We start from the raw sequence: 25,764 nt of genomic DNA, 5'->3' as shown, positions 1-25,764 counted from the left end.
ACCTATCTATTTGCCTTATATTTGGAACAGCTGTTCCATTTCTTTGTAAAAGGAACATCCATGACGTTACCCCATCTTGGGCTTGCACTGCTCGTAAATCTCATTTGGGGCTTTTCGTTTGTCGCGGCAAAGGTGGCTATGGAGCATTACTCTCCGCTGCTTTTTACCAGTTTACGGTTTGTCCTGGTTGCCCTTTTTCTTATGCCTTATTTACGCTTTCCAAAAGGCAGAATGAGGCATGTAATGTCAATCGCGTTGCTTGTAGGGGTTGCGCATTTTACATTTCTTTATATGGCTTGAACGTTGCCGGGGGTGTCGCGGCAGTTGCGATTACGATCCAGCTGGTTGCTCCTTTCTCGTTAATTCTGGCAATTATCTTTCTTAAAGAAACCATTCGCTGGAAAAGAATTCTGGGGCTCATTCTGGCATTCGTCGGGGTAATGTTGATGGGGTTTGATCCAATTGTGTTTGATTATCTTACAAGTGCATCACTCGTTGCCGGGGCTGCTTTGTTTATGGCGGCCGGTGTTATCCTGATGCGGCAGGCGACTGGAATAGGGGCCATGCAGATGCAGGCATGGATTGCCTTGATTTCTTTCCCCATCCTCTTTGTATTTTCCTATGCGTTTGAGGACGATCATTTATCGCAGCTTTTGACGCTCAATTTACGCCATGTCGCGGCTCTTCTCTTTACAGTGGTTGCGACAACAATAGTTGCGCATGGCAGTTGGTACTATCTGCTTCAAAAATACCCGGTTTCAGTGTTAACGCCTTATGGCCTGCTTGCCCCTTTATTCGGAGTGGGATTTGGATTGGTTCTTTTTGATGAGCCTGTGACCTGGCGATTTATCGTTGGGGGGGCAGTTACGTTGGCTGGAGTTTTTATTATTAACCTCAGGAGTGCAGAGAAGCTTAAAAAAAATGCACAAGTTTCAGCGGACGCTTAAGGAAAATAATCAGTTGTGTCGAATTCAGCCAAATTTCCCAAAAACTGCGACACGCTATTTTCCCATGTATATTGCAGAGCAAATTCCCGGCAGGCTTCTGATGATATGTTGAGCGCTTGCAGAGCTGCTTTTTGTAAATCTGTATCGAGGACACCAACCGCCGCGCCGCCAATTACATCCAGCGGTCCTGTAACAGGATAGGCGGCTACGGGAACGCCGGATGCTAGGGCTTCGAGCAAGACAAGCCCAAACGTGTCAGTTTTGCTTGGGAATACAAAAACATCGGCCGCGGAAAAATATTCAGCAAGTTCATGGCCATGCTTCATTCCAGCGAAATTTACTTCTTTATATCTGCTCTGTAGCTGGTTTCTTTGCGGGCCATCACCGACAACTACCTTGCTGCCGGGCAGTTCCAGTTCCAAAAACGCTTCAATATTTTTTTCAATGGCAACTCGGCCACATACATGAAAATCGGAGTGGCTAATCCTTGAAGTTTATGGGTGCGCGGATGAAAAAGGGATGCGTCAATTCCCCTTGTCCACCGAGAAATATTGTGGAAGCCCCTTTCTTTTAACTGGTCTTCCATACTTTGTGTTGCAACCATTACCGTGCTTGAAGGTTTGTGAAACCATCTAAGGAAGGCGTATCCAACAGATAGCGGCAACCGCGTTCGCGCATTTACATATTCTGCAAAACGAGTGTGGAAGGCCGTAGTGAAGGGAATGTTGTTCTTAAGGCAATATCGGCGGGCACACATACCTAACGGGCCTTCAGTCGCAATGTGAATTGCGCTTGGACGTGCCTGCTCAATCATTTTTTTGACACGCTTGGCCGCGAATAGTGACAACCTGATTTCTGGATATGTAGGACAGGGAATTGTCAAAAAGCTCTCAGGCGTAATCATGTGTACGTCATGGCCAAGCTTTTCCAACTGAATTTTTAGTTGGGTTAGGGTTTGAACGACACCATTGACTTGAGGCGTCCAAGCGTCAGTGACGATGACGTATCGCATTCATATTTCCCTTTTGAATAGCTGGATTTGGAGAAGGGGGTTACCCATTTGATGATTTCCAGGTGGCCGTCGTAATGCTCAACCAATGCTGAACAGCTCTCTACCCAGTCGCCATCATTGCAATAGGTGATGCCATTGATGTCTCGAATTTCCGGATGATGTATATGCCCGCAGATCACACCGTCGACGTTTTTCTTTTTCGCGACCCCTGCGAGTGCATTTTCAAACTCGGCAATAAACTGAACTGCGTTTTTTACTTTCAGTTTCAGATATGCCGATAGAGACCAATATGGGTATCCCATGCTTTGGCGAATATGGTTTACAAAATCGTTTAGCTTCAGGCACAGGCCATATGCCCAATCCCCTAATAATGCGAGCCATTTCGCGTATTTGACAACAACGTCGAACTCGTCTCCATGCAAAACCAGAAATTTTCTGCCATCAATCGTTTCATGGACCCAGTCTTTGGCAACTGTGATGTCGCCAAAATTATGATCTACATAGTGTCTTGCGAAGGCGTCATGATTGCCGGGAATAAAATAAACGTCTGTACCTTTACGGGCTTTACGTAAGATTTTTTGGATCACATCGTTATGTTGTTGAGGCCAAAACCAGTTACGCTGCAATGCCCAGCCATCAATAATATCACCCACAAGATACAATTTTTCGGATTCAGTATGTTTTAGAAAGTCCAGAAGTAGCGAGGCTTTGCAGCCAGGTGTCCCAAGATGAATGTCCGATATCCAGATCGTTTTGTATTTTAACTTGGTCGACACCGCGTTCATATGTGTACCCTACGCATCGTGTAATGGAACTTTCACCAAGGTGAAAAGAATTAGCAATCAAACCCTGTTGCTAATTTTACGAACGGATTGGTCAGGTAAATGTCTGCAACGTTAAATTTTTGTTTCGAGAGGAAGTCAGTCCAGTGACAACAGGCAAGCGTCTACATGTAATCTATAATCCGATGGCTGGTCGCCGTCATGGGCGCAGGTTTCAGAAGGTACTGGAGGGATTAGAACAGGCCGGCTGTGACATCGTGTTGCATCACACAAGTGGCCCTGCTCATGCGACTGAACTCGCGATTCAAGCGAGTGAGGATGACACAGTGTTTGCCGTGATTGCCGCTGGAGGAGACGGTACACTAGGGGAAGTCGCACAAGGCCTTAGGGGAAGCGAGGTACCACTGGGTATAATTCCACTCGGTACAGCCAATGTATTTGCACATGAAATCGGAATCGGAACAAATATCACGAAAATCGTAAATGCAATTGTAGCAGGCGAGGCCACACAGATCTGGCCCGGTTGGGCCCAGAATAAGCGATTTTTGTTGATGCTGGGATGCGGGTATGACTCGCTGGCCGTTCACGCGTTAGATATAGATCAAAAGCGCAAATGGGGCGCGGTCGCCTATTTATTGGCGGCGATCAGGGCGAGAAATTCTTTTTCAAAAATGAATGTTTCAGTGCAAGTCGGAGGGGAAACATATCGGGCGGCAAGCGTGGTTGTTTCACGTGCGCGCAAATATGGAGGCCCCTTCACTGTCTTTCCAAAAGCAAATTTAGAAAGTCGAGACTTTCAAGTTCTTCTTTTGAAACACGGGGGGAGGCTTGCGGCATTAAGTTATGCTGTTGCACTTGGGCTGAATTATCTTCCCAAATTGAAATCCGTAGAAATGTTTTCAGCCATTGGCGACGTTTTAATTTGCTCAGAGCCTGCTCTGCCCTGTCAGCGAGATGGAGATGCAGAAAAATATACTCCGATCAGGTTATCAGTTGATAGAACACCGCTCTATATCTTAATGCCTAAGTAATTTTCTGTTTTAATGTTAGTCACTTCAGTGGGATTGATGGGTGCGCTACTGGATGGAGCCCCCTGATTTGGAGGAAAATTTGATATCCGAAGTTAAATTCATTTTTACGGGTAATTCAAATTCTGCTAAATTTATACTTCTCGTTTTAGTAAAAATTTTATTTTTAAGTTACATGTTGTTCCAATAAGTTTGTTTCGTATCTTCGTACTTTGAGAAAATTAGCTGAACAACGATGCGTACTCATTTCGCATTAAATTACGTTGGTGCCAGGAGATTAATATGGAAGACTCAGTAACGATTGTCATGACAATAAGGGAAATCTTTTCCACAAGCGTTAAATCTTTGTCTTCTGTGCTTGAGCATTCACCACGTGACGTAAAGATACTTTTTGTTGCTTCTAGATTTCCAGATTTAACTCTTGATGAACTTAAAAAGGTTTCTGAAAATCGGAATGTCGAGTTTATTGAAATAGATCAGTATCTAACTCCCACACAAGCTAGAAATTTGGCTTTAAAGTCTGTCACAACCAAGTATGTCGTGTTCATTGACAACGATGTGATAGTCCAAGATGGCTGGTTGAAAAATCTAGTTGACTGTGCCGTAGAAGAAGGGGCTGCCTTAGTCGTTCCGTTGATTTATGAGCGCTTTCCTCCATGGCGATACATTCACGTCGCTGGGGGAGAGGGAAAGCTTATCGAAACGCCGGAAGGTCAACGTATTTGCCACCAGTTACCCTACTATACGCATCATGATAGTCAAACAAACCCAGTCGAGTTTGAAAGACAAAAAACTACTCTGGTTGAATTTCACACTGTTCTGGCTGAAGTGGATTTTCTTAAGGAAATTGGCGGGTTGGATGAACAGATACGGTGCATGTATGAAGAGTGGGATTTGTGCATTCAGGCAATGCGTCGGAATAAGAAAATATTTTTTGAGCCAAAGTCCAAGGTGTCATACCTACCTCCGAAAAATGTAAGTAATGATGATATTCGTTATTTCAATTTGCGATGGTCAGAAAGCTGGTTGAACGAAAGTGTGGCAAGAATGATTAGCAAGTATGATTTGACCCCAGGTACCGGCAATCTGAAGGCTGGTCGAACTTTCGTTAAGGACCACCGTCTTTATAAATATGTAAAAACAAAAAAATTTCTTGAGAAGATATTTGGTAGAAAAATTGCAAGCGTTACAATGAATAGAATTGTAGCTATGATTGATAAGCTCGCAAATAAAATAACTGTCAAAAAAGAATATAATCGCTGGAGAGCTTATACGCAGGGCGAACTGTAAAAAAGCGATCCAGTCGTCGGATTTTAATCAGGTTTCTGTGGCTCTTCTGGTGTTACGGTTGAGTAAGATCAGTGCTATCAATGCAAGTGTTTTTATTTCTGGCTTAACGAGGATACGTTTCGTCAGTAGTTTTAGAGCCTTCTGTTTTTGTCCTTCGGCAGCCAGTATTCGGGCGTAAACTCTTAGTGACGCACTATATAGCTTTTTGAGTAAGTTGAGGTGCTCATGGTTCCAAGGTCCATCTCTAAAAATTTCGATGAGTGAATTGATTGCGATTACTCGAGAATTCCATACTTTTAGTTGATTTTGAGAGATACTGGTGGGCTGCAGTAAATATAAACCCATTTCGTTTAGCTCATATGCCGTTTCAAATTTGGATAGAATGCGAAGAAAAAGGTGGAAATCTTCATTTCCCCAAACATTTTTTGGAAATAATTCACCATTAATGGTGACTTCATCCAAAGCAGTCTTTCTAAACACTGTAAAGGAGGGTAGAAAAGCGCCTGTATTTGCTAAATAAAAAGAAAATCCACCTTGTTGGTCTAGCAGCTTCAGATTTGGTTTTTGGGTGCTTTCATTGGGTATCGCATTGTGATCATCTACAGATTTAATAGTTACAAAATTTCCAAAATAGGCAGCTATTTGTGGATGAGTTGTTAGTGTTTGGGCTGCTGACTGAAGAAAGTTTTTATATAAAACATCATCGGCATCCAAAAACAGAATATAGTCGCCGACAGCTTGCTCGAAGCCAGTGTTTCGCGCGTTCTGCACTCCCAGATTATTCGAGTGTCTGATAATTTTTACCGAGGGATAGTCGTCATTCAAAATAGAGGCAACTGAAACTGGACTATGATCATCCACCAAAATTACTTCGTAGGGAGAGTAGGTTTGGGAGAAAACGGAATCCAATGTATTGCGAATAGTCGCCTCGCAATTATACGCTGGAATAATTATTGATATTTTATGTGATTTAATTGAAGGCACCGTTGGCGGCTTTCTTTAGTAGGTTATCAAAATAGGAAACAGTGATTTCTAAACCTTCTTTCAAGCTAATCTTTGGGGTCCAATTTAGCTTTTCTTGCGCTAATGAAATATCAGGGCACCTACGGACGGGGTCGTCTACGGGCAGTGGGTTGTGAATAATTTTTGATTTTGAATTGGTTAGTTCGATGATCGTTTCTGCGAGTTCAAAAATCGAAATTTCATGTGGATTTCCGATATTTACGGGACCAATGAATTGGTCTTCGGAGTTCATCAACGAGGTCATTCCGCGAATAAGATCACTTACAAAGCAAAATGATCGAGTTTGATCACCTTTTCCAAAAACAGAAATATCCTCGTTGTTTAAGGCCTGAATAATAAAATTGGAAACCACCCGGCCATCGTTGGGATGCATGTTGGTCCATAAGTATTGAAAATTCGCATAATTTTAATTCTTAGATTATGCTGAATGTGATAGTCATGGAAAAGTGTTTCCGCGCATCGTTTCCCTTCATCATAACAGGCTCTTGGGCCCAATATATTCACGCGCCCACGGTAATCTTCCGTTTGTGGATGTACTTCAGGATCACCATAAATTTCACTGGTTGAAGCTTGTAATATTTTTGCGTTCAGTCTTTTAGCAAGTCCCAACATATTAATCGCACCATGCACACTCGTTTTTGTCGTTTGGACCGGGTCGTGCTGATAGTGAACAGGAGATGCTGGGCAGGCTAAATTGTAAATTTCGTCTACTTCAACATAAAGTGGAAATGTTACATCGTGACGAATAATTTCAAACAAGGGGTTATCTCTTAATTCCTCAAGGTTTTTTTTGTTTCCGGTGTAAAAATTGTCAACACATAGAACGTCATGGCCTTCAGAAACGAGCAGTTTACACAAATGTGATCCCAAGAAGCCAGCCCCACCGGTTACTAGAATTTTTTTCTGGTTTTTCAAGATTTATCCCCCTTGAAAGTTTAGTCCCCAGCCTAACTTTATCCAAAATGCTACCATGAACAAAAATTTTTCGCTCAAATTTCGATATATAAGTTAGAAAATTAAACGCACTGTTGCTCTTATGGGTTAACAAGAGAAGTTATTTATTCTCGGAAGGATAGCTGGAAATAAGTTGTTTAATGCGTTTAGACCTGTGAAATATATATGTCGATGCAATTAAATTCAGTAAGGATCTGGCTGGTGAAGACTTGGGTTTTGTTGGAATTGCTGGATCTATTTTTATTTGCTCTATGGTTCAAAGTATCGGATTGAGCCTATAATCTTCCATACTGGATTTGGTCCACACAAAAACAAATCGTTTAATCGCCCTGCCACCGAGATACGTATGAGTGAAGTTTCCTATTCAAAAAATCAGGCTGCAAGGCGGCTGACGGGTTATTATTCGGCTTTTTTTGCGGTTTACGGGATCGCCATTCCACTATGGCCGAGATGGTTGGAAGAACAGATTACACTTGAATATGTGGGAATTGTCCTTGGGGCCGCCTATTGGTTAAAGCTGCTGGTGGTCCCGATTTCCTCTTCTATAGCTGATAGTGTCGGTGATCGCCGCCGGGTAATGATTGTATTGTCTGTGATGGTACTGGCTGGTGTTTTGGCATTGCAGTTGACAGATAGCTGGATTTTGTACGCTGCAATTTGGGGGCTTGCGGGGGCTGCGCTTTCTACCGGAGTGCCGCTCTCGGATGGACTGAGCATGCGCTTGGGTCAGATTCTTGGGATAGAGTTCGGCAAGGTTCGGCGGTGGGGGTCTGTCAGTTTTATTTTTTCTTCTTTAATCGTGGGGGCGCTTGCGGATTTTTATGGGCTGGACGCGATATACTGGACATTATTGTTCACATCAGTTTTGCTGATCGGAGCCTCTATTACTGTTCCCAAAGTTTATACGCCCCCTGACCCTGAAAGAGTTCCTTTATTCCGCCCGCTTTCTTTGCCAAATTTTCCCTTGTTTCTGGTAACGGTGGCGCTGCTTTTGTCAACGCATGCGGCGCTATATGGGTTTAGCGCAATATACTGGAAAAGCCTCGGCTACAGTAATTTTACGATTACGATACTTTGGATAATCGCGGTTATCGCAGAAATCGGTATGTTCAGTATTTCAGGCAGGTTGATCAAGCGTTTTGGTGCTATGCCAATGATCAGTGTTGCGGCAATTGGCGGGATCATTCGATGGGTGTTATTGGCAACTCAAAGTGAAATTTACTTTCTGGTTTTTGCGCAAATACTCCATGCTCTCACATTCGCACTATTATATATGGCGTTGATTGCCTATATGAGCAAAAGAATTCCTCCATCGATATCAGCGTCTGCGCAGGGGCTATATGATAGTCTCGCAATGGGGGTGTTTTTTGGATTGTTGACCATGCTGGCGGGTTTTCTTTTCGAGATGCAGCCTGCCTACAGTTTTTACCTGATGGCCGTATGTTCCGCCTGTGGATTGCTTCTTTCGTTGGTTTTACTTGTCCGGGTGCGGGCTTATGAAAGGCATCATTCGGAGTGCTAATCTGAAAATTTATTCTGCTTGAAGTCTTTTTTCGTGCCGCTTGCTAAAAATTTGACGGTGTTTTTTTGGAATATGGCTGCGGTAATTCGTCCTTTCGTTTTGTAACTTCCTGTGTCTATTCCAATGCGGTGCTTTAGGATTTCGGGTTTGAACCCTTTTGTAATGCTGTGGCCATGCACAACCATGAAATCCTTTTTCTGACCTTTCCAGTTTAGAAACGGATCTCGGATCCATCTAAGATCACTACTAACCTGTTTATTTAACGGATGCTCCATGCGAAGACCAGCATGGACAAAGACAAGGGGGCCTACCTGATACAGGTCTTTTAGTTTGCTGAGAAACTTTAAGTGCTTCTCGGGAAAATGCTGGCGCAGAAGTGTGATGCGATGAAGCATGTCCACGTCATCGGTAAGTTCGATGTTTTGAAATTTCAGGTAACTGTTTACCGTCTGCTGCCCACCATTGCGCCACCATAGATCCTGACGTTTGTCGTTCTCATTTAAACTGTCGAGTAATAATTCTTCATGATTTCCCTGCAGGAAAATTTCCTTGTGCTTTCCCTGCTTTTTAGCTTTTTTTCTTCTTTGGACAAGATAGTCGATTATTTCTGCTGACTTTGGACCCCGGTCTACAAAGTCGCCCATAAATATCACGTAATCACTTTTTACGGGCTGTTCCTGCCTAAGCTTGTCAACTTTTTCCATAAGGCGCGTGAGCCGCGTGAGCTGTCCGTGAATATCGCCAATCGCAGTAACTCGCGTTCCGCTTGGCAATTTGACAGGGATTTTTTCCTGAGTGAACAGTCTGAGCATGGAAGCTTTGTCTCGTGTTTTTTAGGGCATGTCAATGAAATCCAAGCGAAACTGTTGCCAAAGCACACCATTGCCTTTTCATTTGATAGAGGATATCTGAAAGCCGTGTGAACACATCGTGCTAAAATGGTAAATGTGTTGAGCAAAGCTTGCGGCCATCCTGTCGCTCAGGAGATTTTACTTGAGTAATAAAGTACCTGAACTACCAAAAACTTCTCAAAAGCATAGAGAAAAATCTTCTGTTCTTTATGGAAGGTTGCTTAAGGAGTATGTGCTTCACTACAAGTTCAGGCTAATTGCCGCGATAGTGTTTATGATCATTGGCGCGATCACAACTTCGGCAACGGCGTTTCTTATGAAGCCAATTGTAGACGAAGTGTTTTTTGAAAAAAATCCGGAAATTGTTCTTTTCACGACAATTGCGGTTGTTTTTATATTTACGCTGAGAGGTTTTTCTACATTTGGTCAGGCCTATTTTATGCAATGGGTTGGTAATCGGGTGGTTGCGGATATTCAGCGTGACTTGTTTCGAAAACTGATTTTCGCCGATCTGGCCTGGTTCCATGAAAATTCGACAGGTCAACTGATCTCGCGCTTTGTCTATGATACAAATTTGCTGCGATTGGGGTCGACGCAAGCATTGGTAGTTTTTACCAAAGACAGTCTTACCGCAATTTTTCTGATTGGCTCTTTGTTTTATTATGATTGGAAGATGGCTCTTATTATTTTCGTAGCCTTACCTCCAGGAGCAATTGCCATTCGGCAAGTGGGAAAACTCGCCCGCAAAGCTTCGCGCCGTGTGCTTGAGCAGACAGGAACATTTAGTACATTTCTTGAGGAAGCATTTCAGGGAATCCGAGTGATTAAGGCCTATAGTCATGAAGAGCAGATGCGCTTAAAGGGTGATAAGGAGATAGAACACCGATTTCGCTATCAGTTTAAAGCAATGCGAATTCAGGCAACAAGCAATCCAATTGTGGAAACCATCTCGGGCGTGATGATCGCTTTCGTGATTTATTATGGCGCTAGTAGGGTAACGGCCGGAGAGACGACGCCAGGTACCTTTTTCGCGTTTATCACGGCCGTAATGCTTGCTTACCAACCTATTAAAAGCATCGCCAAAATTGCTCCTCAGATCCAGAATTCGTTGGCAGCTGCACAGCGAATTTTCGACTTGCTGGATCTTGTAGATGAGGTTGTAGAAAAGCCGGGGGCGACACCACTAGAGCTGCATAAAGGGGAGGTTGAATTTAAGTCAGTTGGATTTGGCTATGGTGCGGAAGAGCCGGTTCTGAATAACATTTCATTGTCCATACCCGCAGGAAAGCGGGTTGCTTTGGTCGGGCCATCGGGCGGTGGTAAGTCAACGATATTGAACCTGATGCCTCGTTTTTATGACGTGAGTCAGGGCGAAATCCTTGTAGATGGACAAAATGTGAAGGATGTTACCCTTAAATCATTGCGAGAAAAGTTTGCACTTGTAAGTCAGGATATTTTTCTCTTTGACGATACGATAAGAGCAAATATCGGTTATGGACGTGATGGTGCCACTGATGAAGAGATCCAATCTGCAGCAAAGGCTGCTGCCATTCACGATTTCATTGTAAGTTTGCCCGAAGTATGAGACCCGCGTGGGATCAGATGGCGTTCGACTTTCAGGTGGACAAAAGCAACGTATTGCGATTGCGAGAGCCATGCTGAAAGATGCGCCCATTCTGTTGTTGGATGAGGCAACTTCAGCCCTTGATGCGGAAGCTGAACGGAAGGTTCAACTTGCTTTGAACCAACTGATGAAGGAGCGCACGTCCGTTGTTATCGCCCATCGATTATCGACAATTTTGGATGCTGATATCATTTATGTTGTGGTAAAGGGGGAGGTTGCAGAGAAAGGAACGCATACAGAACTCTATGCCAAAAATGGTATCTACGCGGAACTCTATAACAACCAGTTCAGCGCTGATGCAAAGATTGCATCTATAGCGGATGCCAAAAAAGTCTGATTTTCAAGAAGTTCCCTCTATATCCAAAACCGAAGAAATCAGGTTTTGGTTAGTCCGACATGCGCCTGTTGCAGTGAACTATATTTATGGTCAGCAGGATTTATCAGCTGAGTTGGCCGACATGACTGCATTTCACTGGCTTTATCGGCAGCTCCCCCAATCGTTTAATGCGTATACAAGTGATCTAACGAGATGCCGAGAGACACTTGATCAGCTTAAGAAAATTGGCTCAGAAGTTGTCTTGACGCGTGTATCCAAAGAGCTGAGAGAGCAGAGTTTTGGCCATTGGAAGGGCTGTCATATGAGCAGGCGAGGCTGGAAAATGCGAAAGCTTACGCAAAGTTTTGGGAGAACCCTGTTGAAAACGCCCCTCCTGCGGGTGAGAGTTTCGCTGAAGTGTGTCAGCGTGTAGGCGAATTTTTCAATCTTGTTGTGCGTGAGAATACCAACGACGATGTGGTATTTATTGTTCACGCCGGAACGATTAGGGCAATTCTTGCGCAGGCCCTTCAACTCGAGCCCGCGCAGTCACAGTTGCTTGACATCACTCCCTTGTCGCTTAGTCGAATTACGCTTTATCGTCACGAAGGCGCTCTCAGTTGGAAAATTGATTTCATCAACTCGACAGCCGCTTACTGAGTTTTTTAATCTTCCTGTTCAGCGACACCTGCTTCGGCAAAGCTCGCCATACCGCTATGAGTGGCAATTGCTCCTTTTATGATGCCAAGCGCCAGCGCAGCTCCGGATCCTTCACCAAGGCGCATGCCCAGTTGTAAAAGGGGCTGTTTTTTAAGTTTTTTCAGGAGGTTTGTGTGTCCTGGCTCAGCAGAACAGTGACCAGCAATACAATGATCCAGTGACTCGTCGGCAATGGCGTGCAGGATCGCAGCGGCGGCACAAACAACAAAGCCATCAAGAACCAAAGGAATGTTTTTGTTGCGAGCGGAGGCAATCGCACCAACCATTGCCGCCAATTCGCGGCCACCAAGCCTGCGCAGGATTTCAAGCGGTTCACTTAAATGTTCCAAATGGTGACCGATTGCCCGGTTAATTACATCTGCCTTTCGGCTAACACCTGCGGCATCAACACCAGTACCCGGTCCTGCCCACTCTTCGCCATTGCCGCCAAACACAGCAGTGCATATGGCCGCGGCAACGGTTGTGTTGCCAATACCCATTTCACCCACAACCAAGAAATCACTGCTTGCGTCAACAGCTTGCCAGCCAGCTTGAATGGCTTGCAGGCATTCAGTCTCACTCATTGCTGCATTCTTCGTGAAGTCTTGAGTGGGTTGATCCAGTTGAAGTGAATGTACAGAAAATTTAGCACCGAATGCTTTAGCAAGTTGATTAATAGCAGCGCCACCGTTTTCAAAATTAATGACCATTTGGGCCGTAACTTCAGCGGGAAATGCAGAAATCCCTTGTGCACACACACCATGGTTGCCTGCAAATATGGCGACTTGGGGCGCGTCAATCGTGGGTGGATTTTTCCCCTGCCATTCAGCAGCCCAAATTGCAACCTCCTCCAACCTCCCGAGAGAACCCGCGGGTTTGGTAAGTGTGGCGTTTCTCTTCTCAGCAACATTCCGATTTGCAGGCTGGCGGAGGGAAGGTTTAATACGATGGCTTTGAAGTCACTTAAGCTATTGAAAGGCATTAATTTTATTCCATGGAAATTCTGATTTTGCTGCATTCTACGGGAGGAGTTTGGAAACGCAACTTATTCAAACAAGATTTTTTGACATTTCGTCATATGGAAGACTTGCATTTTAAGGGGTGATCAATATGTATTTGGAACGTTTGTTCAAAATTAAGGTGAAGTGAAAAAATGGTAGAGTTTAAACTGGAGGCAGGCTCCAAATTTCCTGAAATAGAAGTTCCCCTTGTTGGTGGCGGAAACACAATTCTCGGTGCTTCTTCTGCACCGGATAGATGGAAACTGGTTGTGGTTTACCGTGGCTTCATTGTCCACTATGTGCAAAATATCTTGACCAATTGGAAAAGTTGAAGGGTGAATTTGAGCTTGCGGAAACTGATATAATCGCTGTATCAGGCGACGGAATTGAAAAGGCGAGGCAACAAATTGAAAAGGGCCAACTTTCAATTCCAGTGGCATATGGATTGAGTATAGAGCAGATGGTCAAACTCGGCCTGTATGTTTCAGAGCCACGATCACCACAAGAGACAGATCAGCCATTTCCAGAGCCGGGGCTTTTCGTTGTGCGGCCTGATGGTACTATTCAGATACTGGATATTTCCAATGCTCCATTTGCACGTCCTGACCTGGAAGGAATACTAAGAGGCCTGAAATTCGTAAGAGAAAATGGGTATCCGGTCAGAGGCACTCATAAAATGTGACAATAATATTACGATTTGTTACTGTTAATAACTTTTTAAGGGTTTGCACTGGAAAATCAATCAGCTGTTGTGTAATGTAACTAGGCTAAAAGTTTTAGTCCATAAAAAATCCGAATCAGATACGATGAAGGAAGGTATATGATTCTATTTTTTATCGGCTTTAGCCCAATTTTAACAGAAAGAAGTCAATTCCGATTTTTGGAATATAAGTATATTGTGAAAATAAAACCTGTACTTGCGGCGATGCTTCGTCTATCCCCCATATATTGGGGTAAAACAATTTACAGTTTTGTTTTGTGCAACTAAATTAAATATTTTTTGATTTTATTCTGGAAAATTGTAACGCCAAGTGAAAAAATTGTCCTGTGTGGATGAGTGCCGATTGGTGGTTGAGGACCAGGTGTAATGCAAGAAACTAGTACAGTACGAACTGAGATCGAAACGCGTAATAACATTGAGTGTCGTGTGAAGTGGTTTAACACAGCAAAGGGATTTGGGTTTGTGGAACCGCTTGACGGTACAGGAGATGCGTTTGTGCATATTTCTGTACTGCAGACGATTGGCTTGCAGGGACTACCCGAAGGTGCACCTATTACATGCGACTTAACTGCCGGAGTGCGAGGACAGCAAGTTCATAAAATTCATGATCTAGGTCCAGCTCCTGTTCTGGATCCACGTGAAGGTGATACAGAGCTCATAGAAGGTACTGTTAAGTTTTTTAATATCGAAAAAGGGTTTGGGTTTGTTACGCCTGATGATGCAAGTCGGGACGTGTTCGTGCATATGAAAGCATTGGAAAAATCCGGCCTCGGTATACTTGAAACTGCACAACGTGTCCGCTTGAATGTGAAAAGCGGTGAGAAAGGGCCATTGGCCGAAGGCGTTGAGCTGATATAGTTTTTCAGTACTGGACTTCTTTAATTATCCCCTGCTGTGATAAAGTGCTTGCGGGGGGGGTGTGTGTGAAGTTTAGAGCTTGAATTTTTCGAGGATTAACGGCACCCTTGCGCTTAAGGACTAAGCCTGAAAAAACAAAAATAAAATCAGGAGTGAAAAAATGCCAGGGATCCTCGAAGGTGTCAGAGTGCTGGATTTTGGCCGATATATAGCAGGGCCATATTGTACAACTATTTTAGCAAACCTGGGTGCAGAAGTTATTCGCATCGAAAAACTTGATGGGAGTGAAGACCGTTTCACTACTCCGGTAACGGATACTGGCGAAGGTGGCATGCTTTTGCAGATGGGCAATAGTAAAAAAGGTCTCACCCTCAATCCCATGAAACCTGAAGCGCGGGAGGTCCTGCGCAGATTGGTGAAATCCTCCGATGTGGTGGTTGCAAATTTACCCATCGAAACGTTAGAGGCCATGGGGCTTGATTATGCAAGCCTTTGCAAAATTAAAGAGGATATTATTCTAACGCACCAATCCGCATTTGGAGACACGGGTCCCTACAAAAACAGAGTGGGATTTGATGGGATTGGTCAGGCTATGTCTGGTGCCATGTACATGTCTGGTGATCCGCAAACCGGCCCAAGGAAGCTAAGCAGTCCCTGGGTTGATTTTACGACAGCTATGGTTGGCTGCATTGGTACACTTTCAGCAATAATGCATCATCGGGCGACAGGTGAAGGTCAGCAGGTTACAGGCTCGCTGTTTGGCTCTTCCGTCCTCGTATCAGTTGCAGCATTAATTGAGCAGGATATGCTTGGGCTGAACAGAACTGGAATTGGAAACAGAGGTTATAATGGTGGACCGTCTGATACGTACAAGACGAAAGACGGTTGGGTGCTTGTGCAGAGCATAGGTCGCCCACTTTTCAAAAGATGGTGTCAATTGATTGGAGAGGATCATTGGCTGAGCGATTCCCGATTTGATACAGATCAGGATCGCGGAGACAATGGCCATTTAATCTCTGAAAGGATGGCCAAGTGGTGTCTTGAGCGTACAACGCAAGAGGCTATTAAAGAAATGGAAGCCGTTCGTCTGCCATGCGGACCTGTTCTGTCACCTCAGGAGGTTTTGGATGATCCGCATCTGAAAGCGATGGAGTTGCTTCAGGAAGTTGAATATCCCGGTCTTAGCAAGCCTGCGCGAATAGCTAATTTTCCTGTTAAGATGTCCAAGACAGAAGTGTCTATAAAAAGCAGGGCTCCTCTGCTCGGAGAGCATACTGAGGAAATCCTGCTGGACCTCGGTTTTTCTGCAGACGAGATCACAGCATTAAGAGACGCAAGAGTTGTCTGATTAAGCGTGGCTTTTCTCTGGCAAACTAGTCCAGTGAGATAGAAAACGCCATGCCCAGTCGTTTAATTCCCTGTCATGTCTGGCGCGGTCTTTTAGCTGTTCTTCAGCGGACTTCGCGCCAGGTTCTTCCAGCATGTGCGAAGCTTTTGACAGCCAGCGTCTGTTCATCGCTTCAGTTACTTCGGGATGAAATTGAATACCATAGGCATTTTTTCCAAATCGAAATGCCTGATTTGTAAAATATTCACCGGTCGCCAGTAATTCACATTGATCAGGTAATTCAAACCCCTCCTTATGCCACTGGTATACATTCAGGTGCTTATCAAAGTAGTCGCTCCCTTTTTCTGTGGGTTCGACTTTGTAATAACCGATTTCCATCAGACCTTCGGGGTGAAGTTTCACGTTGGCACCTAAAACACGCGCCATTATCTGCGCTCCTAGGCAAATCCCGAGATAAGGAGTGTTACTTTGAAGTAGTTTTTCTGTGAATTTGGTTTCTTCCAGAATAAAGTGCTCATGGTCATCGTTTGCACTCATGGGGCCGCCAAAAATGACGACACCATGATGCTTGGAAAGATCGGAAGGGAGTGGATCGCCGATTGCAGGGATCCGCATATCCAGCTCAAAGCCTAAGGTTCGCAGCATTTCGCCCACCCTACCCGGGTCGGAGCTGGCTTGATGCATAATCAGCAATATTTTTTTTACGGACATTCTGAACTAATCCTGAAATACGGGTACGCCACAATTTCTATTTACATGGCGCTGATGCCGCCGTCCAGAACCAGCTCTGCACCGGTCATAAAACGGGACTCGTCTGATGCCAGATATAAGATGCCGTAGGCAATGTCATCGGGTTCCCCAATATGTCCCAGCGGAACTTGCCGTGCCAGTTTTTCTTGCCCTTTGTCGGTGCCAAATCTGGCAAACATTGCATCCAAAATTGGGGTCCGGACAAATGTCGGATGAACTGAATTACACCGAATGCCATTTTTCTTTCGCGCGCAATGTAACGCTACGGATTTACTGAGGTGACGCACAGCAGCTTTTGCAGAATTATAGGCGGCCAGATTATGGCCAGCGATAATACCTGCGATAGATGAAATGTTGATAATGGATCCGGCTCCATCAGTGTCTTCCATATACGAAATCGCATACTTACAGCCAAGAAATACGGCATCCAGATCTACGGAATGCACTTTCTTCCAGGTTTCAAAGTCTGTGTTTTCAACGTCGCTGCCCCCGCCAATACCAGCATTATTTACCAGAATATTCAGGCCACCGAAGTGATTTTTGGTTTCTTCCAGAACCTCTTTCCAGCGATCTTCAGATGTCACATCCTGCTCCAGCGCAAGAACATCCTGACCAATGAGATCCGCTGTTTCACGCGCACTTTCAATGTTAATGTCAGTAACGACTACTTTTGCGCCCTCTTTTTGAAGCATGATGGCTGTTGCCCGCCCAAGGCCACTTCCTGCACCAGTTACCAACGCGATTTTTCCTGAGACTCTTCCCATATCTGAACCCTTTTTTTACCCATGTTTATTGTTTAGGTTTCGTAATTAGATTAACTATGCTGTTCAGTGTTGTGATAGTTTGCAGCTTGTCAACCGACGCTGGAAATTATTTAAAATTACTCTTATGTCAGGATCAGTTATTAATGGTGCAGTCGAAATTATCCGTTGAAGCCACATATGATCTACCAAAACTGCTTTGGTTAGGGGTGCCGCCATTTTTCTTGGTCGCGGTGCTGGGGGTCCGTTGGTTGTTTCCTGAATTTGCGGCCAATCATTTAAACGGGGAAACCGGAATTATCGAAAACCTGACCGTCGTTATCTTGATACCGGCAATATTACTGGCAGGTTATATTGCGAGTAATAGAAGGCACCTTCCGGAAAACTGGATGTGGTATTGGTATATGCTGTTGGGTTTGGCATGTCTGTATTTTGCTGGCGAAGAAGCCAGTTGGGGTCAGCACTGGTTTGGCTGGGAAACCCCTGAAAGTATGAAGAAGCTTAATGATCAGGGGGAAACCAATTTTCATAATATGTCTTCCTGGCTAGATCAGAAGCCACGTTTGTTGGTCGAGCTGTCTGCTAATCGGGGGGGTGGTGTTGCCGTTGTGGCGGCGTCACAAAGGCATTTTTTTTGATGCGGGAAGCTGGCAGGATCTATTTTGGCCAACTTGGGTTATGATGCCGGTATGCCTGATTGTCGGTTTAATGAAGATTCCTGATAGAATTTTTGGGGCGCATAATATCCCCTATCCCTTTAATCTGAATGTAAGTGAAGCGCAGGAGTTCTTTGTGGCGATGGCATTCCTGATTTACTTGTTATCTGTTGCTGTACGGATAAAGAAATCAAAGGGCTGATCGCGGTATGTGATTGCAGAGGATTTTGATTATCTATGGACTCTTTAGTTTTGGATAGTTATACCATTGTCCGCATTATTTTAGAGGCGTGAGCTTTATCTGAGTGATTTTGAGTTTAGGCATGAGAGGCTGACGATGAGTTGGACTGAAGAGCGAATTGAAAAACTGAAAAGCCTATGGGGGTCTGGAAAGACCGCTGCGGAAATCGCTGAAGAATTGGGCGGAGTTACGCGCAATGCCGTTATCGGTAAAGCCAATCGGCTCGGCCTCTCCGCCAAGTCAAGTACAACAGCCGCACCAAAAGCGAAGAAAAAAGTTGTACCTGCACACCGAGCCTGTCAATGGCCAATCGGACACCCCGGTGAGCCTGATTTTCATTTTTGTAGTGATGAATCAGTTCCGGGGAAACCATATTGCTTGAAACATTGCAATATGGCGTATCAATCCAGGGATAATAACTAGATTAGTTTCGAACAAGGATACCCAGGGTGTCACTCGCACCCAGATATTGGTAGTTTAGGATCTTGCCAGTAAGCTCTTCGCTGGCATGTGCCACTCCGTTTGAAGCGCGCTTATATACATAGGTGACCTGTTCGGCTGTCACCGCCCTGCCATTGCTGTCTTTTTCCAGAACCCGCGCGCCATGTCGTGTGTAGTCTGTGCTCTTGTTCCTTCGCTGGCGGGTCCACCCAGTAAGCCGTCCATCTTCATTATAGTGATAGGTGTCTTTCCAGTTTCTGCGTGTAAAAATCTGCGGATCTATATAGGCATTTTCTTGATGTCGATGGTCAATGCTAACTAGTCTTCCTTCTTCATCATAGGTGCGTAGTTGATGTGTTGGATAAAGAAAAGTAACGAAAGAGGGGGCTGAGTAATCTTTTCCATTGGTCGCAAATACGCCGATTTCAACACGATTACTCTTAAACTCGGGACGATTAGCATTCTGAAAAGGCGCGTGCCAGTCTATTGTTAGATCAATAGTATCTGCGCGGGGTGTTTTGGGGGTGATTTTGACTTTGCGGGGATTCCCTTGCAAGACGACCCATTTATAAGAAACCTGACTTTCCTCTATGTTGGTGGCAGATGCCACTCTTACTGTCATGTTTTTCTGGAACGAGGTATTTCTGATAACGCGTGCAATCGTTACCGGTGTATCGAACAATTGTTCCGGGAGCATTTGAGTGAAGTCATCTACACCACCAACAGGTTGAGATTCTTTTACGACTCTGAGAAGAACGGGTGCTGGAAAATCATCAGCTTTTAAGTCATTTGCGATTTCTATCATTTTACGAAAAGAGATTTCGGAACTGCGAAAGACTACCGGGTGCGCTTTCGATGTTAGGTAATCGCCATCGTCAACAACAGATGTTTGGCTCCTGCGCAATATATACTGAACCGCAGCGGATAACTTGCGCGACTTTATGAGCTTGTCTTTTTCCGCAGGTCTAAGGGCTGCAAATATTGTAGCGACAGCGTGTAAAAACGGTTTATCTGAGCCCGACTTTCCTTCAGTGATTACCATGTAGGGGGTGTTGGTTGGAAAGTGATCTTGTTTGTCTTTATAGTCGTTTACAGCTGGATAAATATATATGTGATTGTTGAAGTATTGAAAGGTCAAATGCTTTGGGCCATTTGGAATTGTATAGGCCAGCCGGGCTAGACTGCGCCAGAAAGGGCCAGATGAAACCGCTGTGGAGGAGTTTCCAAAAGTCGGTGCATTAAAGAGAATTTTGGTGTTTAAGCCATAATCAATGGCATTATTGACGGCTTCTCTTGTGTAGTGTGAAAAAGCCAGTTGGGGATAGGAATTTATTTGAAGCTTGGAATGCCCTCTATCCCGGTTGTCATAGATATCACCCATATTTCCGGCTGCAAGGCCCCGTTGAAACAATGTGTTGAGCATTTTCGACGCGGCATCTTCAGATTTTTGGACAATTTGGGTAGCAGCTTTCCGGTGATTAAAGCGAAAAAGCACTCTGATGGTTTGTAGCTTTGGGTCCCAGATGCTATTGGTGGCCGAAATTGAAGCTAAAGATTGGTCAATTGGAACAGGGTCAGGTACTGTCGCGTCGTCACGGATATGTGGCGCAGCCTGAGCGGCTATAGCTTTTTCCATTAGTTTGCCGAAGCGGGGGTCATCGCGCAGATTGTTGAGGTTTTTGTCTTTTTGCAGAAGAGTGCTATTATTTAACCCTGCCTCAATTGCTTTTCCCAATGCGTTAAAAGCAGCGTCTTTTTCGTTTGAAATAGCGTAGATTGACGCTCGTAAATAATAAGCCTGAAAGAACCACGGAAAATCAGTCGTAATAGATTCCAAAGCTTTGTGTGCGGACGCAAATTGATTGTTTTTGATCGCCGCAACCGCTGTTTGCAACCTTTCATGTACGACAGGCATCGCAAATACTGCAGTATTTCGCTGCGTTTGTTCAATGGCATGACTATTTGGCGTGACGCATGCCAGGAAAACTGTTGTGGCAACGAGGAGTGATAAGGTTAATTTCCTGTTCATTCGTGCACGTAACTCATCGACAATATAGCTCTAGGGGCAAGGGTGTTTCACCTTAGAGTGCATCCAATTTTAAATCCAGCTTGGTTCCGAGCCATAATGCATTTTCTGTGTGGTCCTCAAGGTCGTTCCCGGTTTCCGGGTGAACGAGAATATCCAGACCAGTGCGATTGATCATAAGCCAGGGGACGATCTTGTTGAATTCCGGGGCTTTGAAGGCGACTAAATACATTGAAGCTTTATGAGGTCCGACAAAATTATCATGCCAGCGTCCCAATTTGACGGCAAATTTCTGACCTATCTGTTCGCGTAATCTTTGAGCCACTTCTTTGGTTTCAGTAGTGTAATAAATATGGGCATGGTAGCCAGTTATGATCGAAATCGGCTTGTTCATTAAATTGCTTTCTATCGTTACAGCGCCCTATTTTTGTTGAGTTTACTACCTCTGTTTCACAATGATTCTTTTGTCATACTATTCTTCGGCCAGTGAATTTGCAAAAATTGTATGTGCAGAGATGTTATTTTTCTCATAGGTAATAGAATGTCTCAGAGTATTCCATGTAAAGCTGTCAATTACTTGCATTTATCACAAAACAGTGAATTTTGGTGGGGTCAGGGTTTGACACGAGCTTCATTAAAGGGAACTATTTATATAAGAAAAATGAAAAGTAGTGTGTGGTAAGTATAAAAGTATCTTTTGGTGCCGAGTTGTTTTTAGTGGGCGCGATGGATGCATGGGGGTTGCCTCTGTCAATCGCAATTCTGACGAAAGGTAATTACCATGAGAAATATTATCAACAGAGGATTAGTGGCGTTAGTATTTTCGGGCTTTTTAGTTGGCTCCGTTCAAGCTGCGATCATAAGTGCCTCCGGAGGCACAAGTTCGGCGACCGGACTTGCCAGTATTGTCGCCGCGCCGGCTGATGTAAGTGATGACGCGGCAATTAATACAGCGCAGCAGGGATTTGATGAAGCGCAGGGAGTGGTGACCTCGCAGGCTTTTGATACGGATCAAGGCACTATTGCTGCGGGCACCAGAGTAGACAGCCATATGATATTCTTGAACAGCCAAGGGAATACTCTCATTACGCATTTCAATGTCGAATGGACCTTTAGTGGTGCTATATTGGGTATTATGGCTGATATTGGAGGCACTGACGAAGCAGCTTCATCTGCGGAACTGGGCGCCGCAGGCACAACATATCCGTCTGCATTTGCAAACCGGGGCCTTGAGGGTGATTACAATGACGGTGTGTTTGCCAATAATGATGAATATTCCTTTATCGGCAATGTACTGACATTAAGCATGAAAGTGACAGAGCCGGGTGACTGGATCCGGGTTGTTACGGTTAGCGCGGTTCCACTACCAGCAGCTTTGCCTTTATATGCAGCTGGTGTCGCTTTGCTCGGGTTCTTAGGATGGCGCAAGCGCAAGCTGTCTTAAAACGCGGTTTGTGGGTTATTAAATGGGGAAATGGCGGCAGATGTGCCGCCATTTTTGTTGTTATTGCTATTTCAGTGGTAAAAAGGCAGACTTTTATCAGGCAATAACAAGGAAAACAAAAATGACCTACGAACAAATTCTCTATGATGTTGAAGATCAAATTCTGACTATTACGCTGAACAGGCCTGATAGAATGAACGCTTTCACGCATATCATGCGTGATGAATTGATCGATGCTTTTGATCGCGCAGATGAGGATGACAATATTCGGGCAATTATTGTAACAGGTGCTGGACGTGCTTTTTGTGCGGGCGCTGATTTGGGTGAGGGCAAGAATACATTCAATTACGAAGCGCGAGGCTTGGCCAAAGCTGACACAGTGCACCGCGACGGCGGAGGGCAGGTCACACTTAGAATGTTTCGGTCGAAAAAACCCATTATCGGCGCAATTAATGGGGCTGCGGTTGGTATCGGGATCACGATGACCCTGCCAATGGATGTAAGGTTGGCTTCTGATAATGCGAAAATTGGTTTTGTGTTTTCAAAGCGCGGAATTGTACCTGAAGCCTGCAGCAGTTGGTTTTTACCGCGCCTTGTTGGTATCTCTCAGGCAACCGAGTGGGTCTATTCGGGGCGCGTATTCTCCGCAGCGGAGGCAAAAGAAGGCGGGCTGGTAAAATCTCTGCATGCAGATGACGAGCTAATGGATGCCGCCCGTAAATTGGCGAAGGAATTCTGTGATCAAACCTCAGCGGTATCAATTGCACTTAGCCGACAAATGATGTGGCGTATGCTTGGCGCTTCTCATCCGATGGAAGCCCACAAAATTGATAGCCGGGGAATCTTTTTTATGGGTCAGAGCGCCGATGTCGCCGAAGGGGTTCAGTCCTTTTTGGAGAAACGGCCTGCAAAATTTACGATGCGGCCGTCAAAGGATATGCCAGATTATTATCCATGGTGGGACGAGCCGGAATTTAGATGAATACAAATTAAAGGGAGCCGTTGGCTCCCTTTTTTCGTTAGGTACAAGATTAAGCGGCTTTGCGTCTGCGACCAATCCAACCCAGACCAATTAATGCACCGCCAAACAGGAGTAGCGCAGGTGGGAGGGGGACCACTGAAATTCGAATTGCCATGTCATCAAAATCATGATCACCAGCACCATCGCCGAACAAGGCAACAACTGAATTATTTGTTATTGATGAAAATGCGATGGCCAGTGGATTGGTGATATTGCCATTTTCAGCATCAGCTGGAGTGCCACCGCCAGATGTGGAAAATTTGAAAGGCAGCAGGCCATTTGCATTCGGCGATAGAGTTACGGTAACGCTATCTCCAACTGACGCGGTGTTTGTATTAAACAGGATCCCAAATCCACCAAGCTCGATCGCGCGGTTGGTATATCCTGCTTCCTTGCCCAAATACTCGAAACGAACTTGCGTAGATCCGGAAAGGGCCAGACCTTCGCTGCTTGAATTGCTGCTGTCAAATGCTGTGACGGTGTCACCAACTTGCAGGCCTGTGGCTGCAAGTGGACTTTCGCTGAAATTTCCGGGCAAATTGACGCTTGTGCCACCAACAATGGATAGCGTGGCAGCATTGGCTGAAACAGCAGTGAATAGCGCAAATATGGCTGCGAGAATCATCGAAGCTTTTGTCTTCATTTTCATGTCTCTCTATAAAAAAATCTTAACAAACTACGCGACAGGAGAGAATTCTCTCACCATTGACCCTTCTTTTATTAAAATTTTATCAATTTTTCATCCCCCAAATGGGTGGAGAACTGCAATTTCTGGCAATAAATATGGTTAATTTTGCGGGAAATTGTAATCAATTTTGAGTTTAACGTTACATTGTGCGTTTCTAGGAGTGGGTTTGCAAACTAGCCAGATCAAGTATTAGGCTTTCGATATGTTGGTTTCAAAGGTTTATGATTTAAGCCATGTATGCGAGTTTAAGTGTTGTTCAGATTTAATGTGATTGTAAGTGTTTTTTAATTATAATTTATTGTAGTTATTGCATGTTTTATATAGGTTAATTTTGTGTAATTTATTTAAAAATACTTATTGCAATTAGTTATTTTATTTAATTTTATTTAAAGATATTTATATTTAATATTAATTACATAAAAGTATAAAATTTTACAGAATTTTAAATTAAGTTTTCTTTGTGATTTCTGTTTTTTTATTTGACACAGTAACCAATTGAAAACGTTTTTTCTCCTATATTTTCGCAAGATTAATTGAGCAGTTTCGCTCATCTGCTCAAGTGCTCGTGTAAGTAGGAGAAACCCAGGAATGAGAAGTTTATCGTCTCAAGCTGAACAGGAAATGTTAGAAGCAGCTGCCGCCAATTTTGGTGAGGGAGTTGTCAATCTGGGGCGTGATCCATCCATGTTCGGTATGGAGAGTTTCACACTGAGTGCGACATTTGAACTGAATAGCTTGAACGGAGGAGACCAAAGGCTTCTTTGGAACCATACCCAGTATGGTATTATTGTAAAAGATAATGATGTCCGTATCGCTTTGCGCGGAGAAGACGGAAAGCTAAATTACTACACTGCTCCGGATGTTTTGGAAAATGCTGGTTGGCACGATATCCAAATTACTTACGATGCACCATCAAATGAACTGAATATTTACCTGGATGGTTCCGCTGTTTTCTCAACCATTACATCCGATGTCGAGTTGAGTGGTCCTAAATACTGGGATGTCACTGCAGGTGGTACGCTATGGGGGCGAGAGCTGGACGGTAATGTAGCAGATGTTTCTTTCCATGATGAAGTGTTAGAGATCGACGCGTCGCAGTCAATTGCTGAACGCATGTATACTCTTGATGATGGCAATCTACCGGAACTCGAAACACCTGTAGAAACAGATCAGCCAGCTTCTGAAACACCAATTCTCTCTGAGCAGGAATTGTTAGAAGCCGCTTCCGCCAATTTTGGTGAGGGGGTTGTCAATCTTGGGCGTGATCCATCCATGTTTGGAATGGAAAGCTTCACATTGAGTGCGACATTTGAGCTGAATAGTTTGAGTGGAGGGGATCAGGCACTACTTTGGAACCACATGCAGTATGGCATTAGAGTCAAAAACGATGATGTCCGCATTGCTCTACGCGGAGAAGATGGCAAACTCAACTACTATACCATTCCGGATGTTCTGAAAGAAGCGGGTTGGCACGATGTTCAAATTACTTACGACGCTTCTTCGAATGTGTTGGGCATGTATTTGGATGGTGAGTCCGTTTTCTCAACCATCACGACTGATGTTGAAATAAGTGGCCCTAAATACTGGGATGTCACTGCAGGAGGTACATTGTGGGGGCGCGAGCTGGACGGTCGCGTCGCAGATGTTTCTTTCCATGATGAAGTATTGCAGATCGATGCGTCGCAATCGATTGCAGAGCGTATGTATGCACTCGATGACGGCAACCTCCCAGAATTCGAAACTCCTGTGGAAAACACGCC

At 44.5% G+C, this 25,764-nt stretch carries 24 protein-coding genes and 4 pseudogenes; 16 read left to right on the top strand and 12 right to left on the bottom strand.

Going from position 1 to position 25,764, the window contains the following annotated elements:
- Positions 1-60: 60 nt before the first annotated feature.
- Together JCM23214_RS23220 and JCM23214_RS18345 are read left to right on the top strand one after the other, a co-directional pair.
- Positions 61-389 (top strand): annotated as a pseudogene (locus JCM23214_RS23220) (EamA family transporter); the annotation flags it as partial.
- A 51-nt stretch (positions 390-440) separates the two neighbouring features.
- Positions 441-947: a DMT family transporter gene (locus JCM23214_RS18345; RefSeq protein ID WP_369405877.1), complete on the top strand. Its 507-nt coding sequence runs from the start codon at positions 441-443 to the stop codon at positions 945-947.
- On the opposite strand, the gene JCM23214_RS26215 is transcribed toward JCM23214_RS18345, so the two are convergent.
- From JCM23214_RS26215 to JCM23214_RS00130, 3 genes are read right to left on the bottom strand one after another with little or no spacing between them, the layout of a single operon-like run.
- Positions 944-1,369, bottom strand: a complete 426-nt coding sequence (locus tag JCM23214_RS26215) for a glycosyltransferase (RefSeq protein WP_304945089.1) — start codon at positions 1,367-1,369, stop codon at positions 944-946. The genes JCM23214_RS18345 and JCM23214_RS26215 overlap by 4 nt on opposite strands.
- The gene (locus JCM23214_RS26210) at positions 1,339-1,959 is read right to left on the bottom strand and encodes a glycosyltransferase (RefSeq protein WP_304945088.1); all 621 of its coding nucleotides are present in this window, start codon (positions 1,957-1,959) and stop codon (positions 1,339-1,341) included. Before JCM23214_RS26210 ends, JCM23214_RS26215 begins: the two co-directional genes overlap by 31 nt.
- The gene (locus JCM23214_RS00130; RefSeq protein WP_025896845.1) at positions 1,896-2,744 is read right to left on the bottom strand and encodes a UDP-2,3-diacylglucosamine diphosphatase; all 849 of its coding nucleotides are present in this window, start codon (positions 2,742-2,744) and stop codon (positions 1,896-1,898) included. Before JCM23214_RS00130 ends, JCM23214_RS26210 begins: the two co-directional genes overlap by 64 nt.
- Positions 2,745-2,887: 143 nt before the next feature.
- Here JCM23214_RS00130 and JCM23214_RS00125 point away from each other — a divergent pair, with 143 nt between their 5' ends.
- Entirely contained in the window at positions 2,888-3,772 is an 885-nt protein-coding gene (locus JCM23214_RS00125; RefSeq protein ID WP_025896844.1) for a diacylglycerol/lipid kinase family protein, read from the top strand.
- Positions 3,773-4,051: 279 nt separating this feature from the next.
- Entirely contained in the window at positions 4,052-5,059 is a 1,008-nt protein-coding gene (locus JCM23214_RS00120; RefSeq protein ID WP_025896843.1) for a glycosyltransferase family 2 protein, read from the top strand.
- A gap of 27 nt (positions 5,060-5,086) precedes the next feature.
- Here JCM23214_RS00120 and JCM23214_RS21835 read toward each other — a convergent pair whose 3' ends face one another.
- Entirely contained in the window at positions 5,087-6,043 is a 957-nt protein-coding gene (locus tag JCM23214_RS21835) for a glycosyltransferase family 2 protein (RefSeq protein ID WP_025896842.1), read from the bottom strand.
- Positions 6,030-6,997: pseudogene (locus tag JCM23214_RS26340) on the bottom strand (UDP-glucuronic acid decarboxylase family protein). The gene JCM23214_RS21835 and the pseudogene JCM23214_RS26340 overlap by 14 nt, the downstream one beginning before the upstream one ends.
- A 385-nt stretch (positions 6,998-7,382) precedes the next feature.
- Here JCM23214_RS26340 and JCM23214_RS00105 point away from each other — a divergent pair.
- The gene (locus JCM23214_RS00105) at positions 7,383-8,558 is read left to right on the top strand and encodes an MFS transporter (protein ID WP_025896841.1); all 1,176 of its coding nucleotides are present in this window, start codon (positions 7,383-7,385) and stop codon (positions 8,556-8,558) included.
- On the opposite strand, the gene JCM23214_RS00100 is transcribed toward JCM23214_RS00105, so the two are convergent.
- Complete coding sequence (locus tag JCM23214_RS00100) at positions 8,555-9,370, bottom strand: metallophosphoesterase (protein ID WP_025896839.1); 816 nt, start codon at positions 9,368-9,370, stop codon at positions 8,555-8,557. The two genes, JCM23214_RS00105 and JCM23214_RS00100, sit on opposite strands and share 4 nt — an antisense overlap.
- A gap of 181 nt (positions 9,371-9,551) precedes the next feature.
- Between JCM23214_RS00100 and JCM23214_RS18325 the strand changes: the two genes are divergently transcribed.
- The 3 genes and pseudogenes from JCM23214_RS18325 (at position 9,552) to JCM23214_RS26335 (ending at position 12,009) form a co-directional block, all read left to right on the top strand.
- Complete coding sequence (locus tag JCM23214_RS18325; protein ID WP_148301725.1) at positions 9,552-10,994, top strand: ABC transporter ATP-binding protein; 1,443 nt, start codon at positions 9,552-9,554, stop codon at positions 10,992-10,994.
- Positions 10,995-11,001: 7 nt separating this feature from the next.
- Positions 11,002-11,370, top strand: a complete 369-nt coding sequence (locus JCM23214_RS25740; RefSeq protein WP_148301724.1) for an ATP-binding cassette domain-containing protein — start codon at positions 11,002-11,004, stop codon at positions 11,368-11,370.
- Positions 11,354-12,009: pseudogene (locus JCM23214_RS26335) on the top strand (histidine phosphatase family protein). The gene JCM23214_RS25740 and the pseudogene JCM23214_RS26335 overlap by 17 nt, the downstream one beginning before the upstream one ends.
- 5 nt (positions 12,010-12,014) lie before the next feature.
- On the opposite strand, the gene cobT reads toward JCM23214_RS26335, so the two are convergent.
- Positions 12,015-12,992 (bottom strand): nicotinate-nucleotide--dimethylbenzimidazole phosphoribosyltransferase, encoded by a 978-nt coding sequence (gene cobT / locus JCM23214_RS18320; protein ID WP_148301723.1) that lies wholly within the window; start codon positions 12,990-12,992, stop codon positions 12,015-12,017.
- Positions 12,993-13,201: 209 nt separating this feature from the next.
- Here cobT and JCM23214_RS18315 point away from each other — a divergent pair.
- From JCM23214_RS18315 to JCM23214_RS00065, 3 genes and pseudogenes are all read left to right on the top strand, one after another.
- Positions 13,202-13,731 (top strand): annotated as a pseudogene (locus JCM23214_RS18315) (peroxiredoxin-like family protein).
- A gap of 405 nt (positions 13,732-14,136) precedes the next feature.
- The gene (locus JCM23214_RS26330; protein ID WP_025896835.1) at positions 14,137-14,628 is read left to right on the top strand and encodes a cold-shock protein; all 492 of its coding nucleotides are present in this window, start codon (positions 14,137-14,139) and stop codon (positions 14,626-14,628) included.
- Positions 14,629-14,788: 160 nt separating this feature from the next.
- Positions 14,789-15,976, top strand: coding sequence for a CaiB/BaiF CoA transferase family protein (locus JCM23214_RS00065; protein ID WP_025896833.1), 1,188 nt, complete (start codon positions 14,789-14,791; stop codon positions 15,974-15,976).
- On the opposite strand, the gene JCM23214_RS00060 is transcribed toward JCM23214_RS00065, so the two are convergent.
- Both JCM23214_RS00060 and JCM23214_RS00055 read right to left on the bottom strand, forming a co-directional pair.
- Complete coding sequence (locus tag JCM23214_RS00060; RefSeq protein WP_025896832.1) at positions 15,977-16,687, bottom strand: glutamine amidotransferase-related protein; 711 nt, start codon at positions 16,685-16,687, stop codon at positions 15,977-15,979.
- Between the two features lie 41 nt (positions 16,688-16,728).
- Positions 16,729-17,490, bottom strand: a complete 762-nt coding sequence (locus JCM23214_RS00055; protein WP_025896831.1) for an SDR family oxidoreductase — start codon at positions 17,488-17,490, stop codon at positions 16,729-16,731.
- 143 nt (positions 17,491-17,633) lie between these two features.
- Here JCM23214_RS00055 and JCM23214_RS00050 point away from each other — a divergent pair, with 143 nt between their 5' ends.
- The gene (locus tag JCM23214_RS00050; protein WP_025896830.1) at positions 17,634-18,125 is read left to right on the top strand and encodes a hypothetical protein; all 492 of its coding nucleotides are present in this window, start codon (positions 17,634-17,636) and stop codon (positions 18,123-18,125) included.
- 355 nt (positions 18,126-18,480) lie between these two features.
- Complete coding sequence (locus JCM23214_RS00040) at positions 18,481-18,807, top strand: GcrA family cell cycle regulator (protein WP_025896826.1); 327 nt, start codon at positions 18,481-18,483, stop codon at positions 18,805-18,807.
- A gap of 1 nt (position 18,808) precedes the next feature.
- On the opposite strand, the gene JCM23214_RS00035 is transcribed toward JCM23214_RS00040, so the two are convergent.
- Positions 18,809-20,854: a tetratricopeptide repeat protein gene (locus JCM23214_RS00035; RefSeq protein WP_025896825.1), complete on the bottom strand. Its 2,046-nt coding sequence runs from the start codon at positions 20,852-20,854 to the stop codon at positions 18,809-18,811.
- A gap of 52 nt (positions 20,855-20,906) precedes the next feature.
- Complete coding sequence (locus JCM23214_RS18310; RefSeq protein ID WP_037492549.1) at positions 20,907-21,245, bottom strand: DOPA 4,5-dioxygenase family protein; 339 nt, start codon at positions 21,243-21,245, stop codon at positions 20,907-20,909.
- Positions 21,246-21,632: 387 nt separating this feature from the next.
- Here JCM23214_RS18310 and JCM23214_RS00025 point away from each other — a divergent pair, with 387 nt between their 5' ends.
- Both JCM23214_RS00025 and JCM23214_RS00020 read left to right on the top strand, forming a co-directional pair.
- Positions 21,633-22,295, top strand: a complete 663-nt coding sequence (locus tag JCM23214_RS00025) for a hypothetical protein (RefSeq protein WP_025896824.1) — start codon at positions 21,633-21,635, stop codon at positions 22,293-22,295.
- Between the two features lie 121 nt (positions 22,296-22,416).
- A complete protein-coding gene (locus JCM23214_RS00020) occupies positions 22,417-23,277 on the top strand; it encodes a crotonase/enoyl-CoA hydratase family protein (RefSeq protein WP_025896822.1) in 861 nt (286 codons plus the stop codon).
- A gap of 49 nt (positions 23,278-23,326) precedes the next feature.
- Here the strand turns inward: JCM23214_RS00020 and JCM23214_RS00015 are convergent, their stop codons facing one another.
- Complete coding sequence (locus JCM23214_RS00015) at positions 23,327-23,959, bottom strand: VPLPA-CTERM sorting domain-containing protein (RefSeq protein ID WP_037492548.1); 633 nt, start codon at positions 23,957-23,959, stop codon at positions 23,327-23,329.
- A gap of 633 nt (positions 23,960-24,592) precedes the next feature.
- Between JCM23214_RS00015 and JCM23214_RS18305 the strand changes: the two genes are divergently transcribed.
- Positions 24,593-25,764 (top strand): LamG-like jellyroll fold domain-containing protein (locus JCM23214_RS18305; protein ID WP_037492547.1); only part of this gene is annotated, 1,172 nt, incomplete at its 3' end.

This window comes from Sneathiella glossodoripedis JCM 23214 (assembly GCF_000616095.1).
GTDB lineage: Bacteria > Pseudomonadota > Alphaproteobacteria > Sneathiellales > Sneathiellaceae > Sneathiella > Sneathiella glossodoripedis.
Note: the sequence above shows the minus strand (reverse complement) of the source record. Positions and strands in the feature narration are given on the sequence as shown.

Bases quoted from the DNA above. Each gene is read 5' to 3' on its own strand.
- JCM23214_RS18345 (WP_369405877.1), top strand. From the start codon at position 441: ATGTTGATGGGGTTTGATCCAATTGTGTTTGATTATCTTACAAGTGCA.
- JCM23214_RS26210 (WP_304945088.1), bottom strand. From the start codon at position 1,959: ATGCGATACGTCATCGTCACTGACGCTTGGACGCCTCAAGTCAATGGT.
- JCM23214_RS00130 (WP_025896845.1), bottom strand. From the start codon at position 2,744: ATGAACGCGGTGTCGACCAAGTTAAAATACAAAACGATCTGGATATCG.
- JCM23214_RS00120 (WP_025896843.1), top strand. From the start codon at position 4,052: ATGGAAGACTCAGTAACGATTGTCATGACAATAAGGGAAATCTTTTCC.
- JCM23214_RS00105 (WP_025896841.1), top strand. From the start codon at position 7,383: ATGAGTGAAGTTTCCTATTCAAAAAATCAGGCTGCAAGGCGGCTGACG.
- JCM23214_RS00100 (WP_025896839.1), bottom strand. From the start codon at position 9,370: ATGCTCAGACTGTTCACTCAGGAAAAAATCCCTGTCAAATTGCCAAGC.
- JCM23214_RS26330 (WP_025896835.1), top strand. From the start codon at position 14,137: ATGCAAGAAACTAGTACAGTACGAACTGAGATCGAAACGCGTAATAAC.
- JCM23214_RS00065 (WP_025896833.1), top strand. From the start codon at position 14,789: ATGCCAGGGATCCTCGAAGGTGTCAGAGTGCTGGATTTTGGCCGATAT.
- JCM23214_RS00060 (WP_025896832.1), bottom strand. From the start codon at position 16,687: ATGTCCGTAAAAAAAATATTGCTGATTATGCATCAAGCCAGCTCCGAC.
- JCM23214_RS00055 (WP_025896831.1), bottom strand. From the start codon at position 17,490: ATGGGAAGAGTCTCAGGAAAAATCGCGTTGGTAACTGGTGCAGGAAGT.
- JCM23214_RS00050 (WP_025896830.1), top strand. From the start codon at position 17,634: ATGGTGCAGTCGAAATTATCCGTTGAAGCCACATATGATCTACCAAAA.
- JCM23214_RS00040 (WP_025896826.1), top strand. From the start codon at position 18,481: ATGAGTTGGACTGAAGAGCGAATTGAAAAACTGAAAAGCCTATGGGGG.
- JCM23214_RS00035 (WP_025896825.1), bottom strand. From the start codon at position 20,854: ATGAACAGGAAATTAACCTTATCACTCCTCGTTGCCACAACAGTTTTC.
- JCM23214_RS18310 (WP_037492549.1), bottom strand. From the start codon at position 21,245: ATGAACAAGCCGATTTCGATCATAACTGGCTACCATGCCCATATTTAT.
- JCM23214_RS00025 (WP_025896824.1), top strand. From the start codon at position 21,633: ATGAGAAATATTATCAACAGAGGATTAGTGGCGTTAGTATTTTCGGGC.
- JCM23214_RS00020 (WP_025896822.1), top strand. From the start codon at position 22,417: ATGACCTACGAACAAATTCTCTATGATGTTGAAGATCAAATTCTGACT.
- JCM23214_RS00015 (WP_037492548.1), bottom strand. From the start codon at position 23,959: ATGAAGACAAAAGCTTCGATGATTCTCGCAGCCATATTTGCGCTATTC.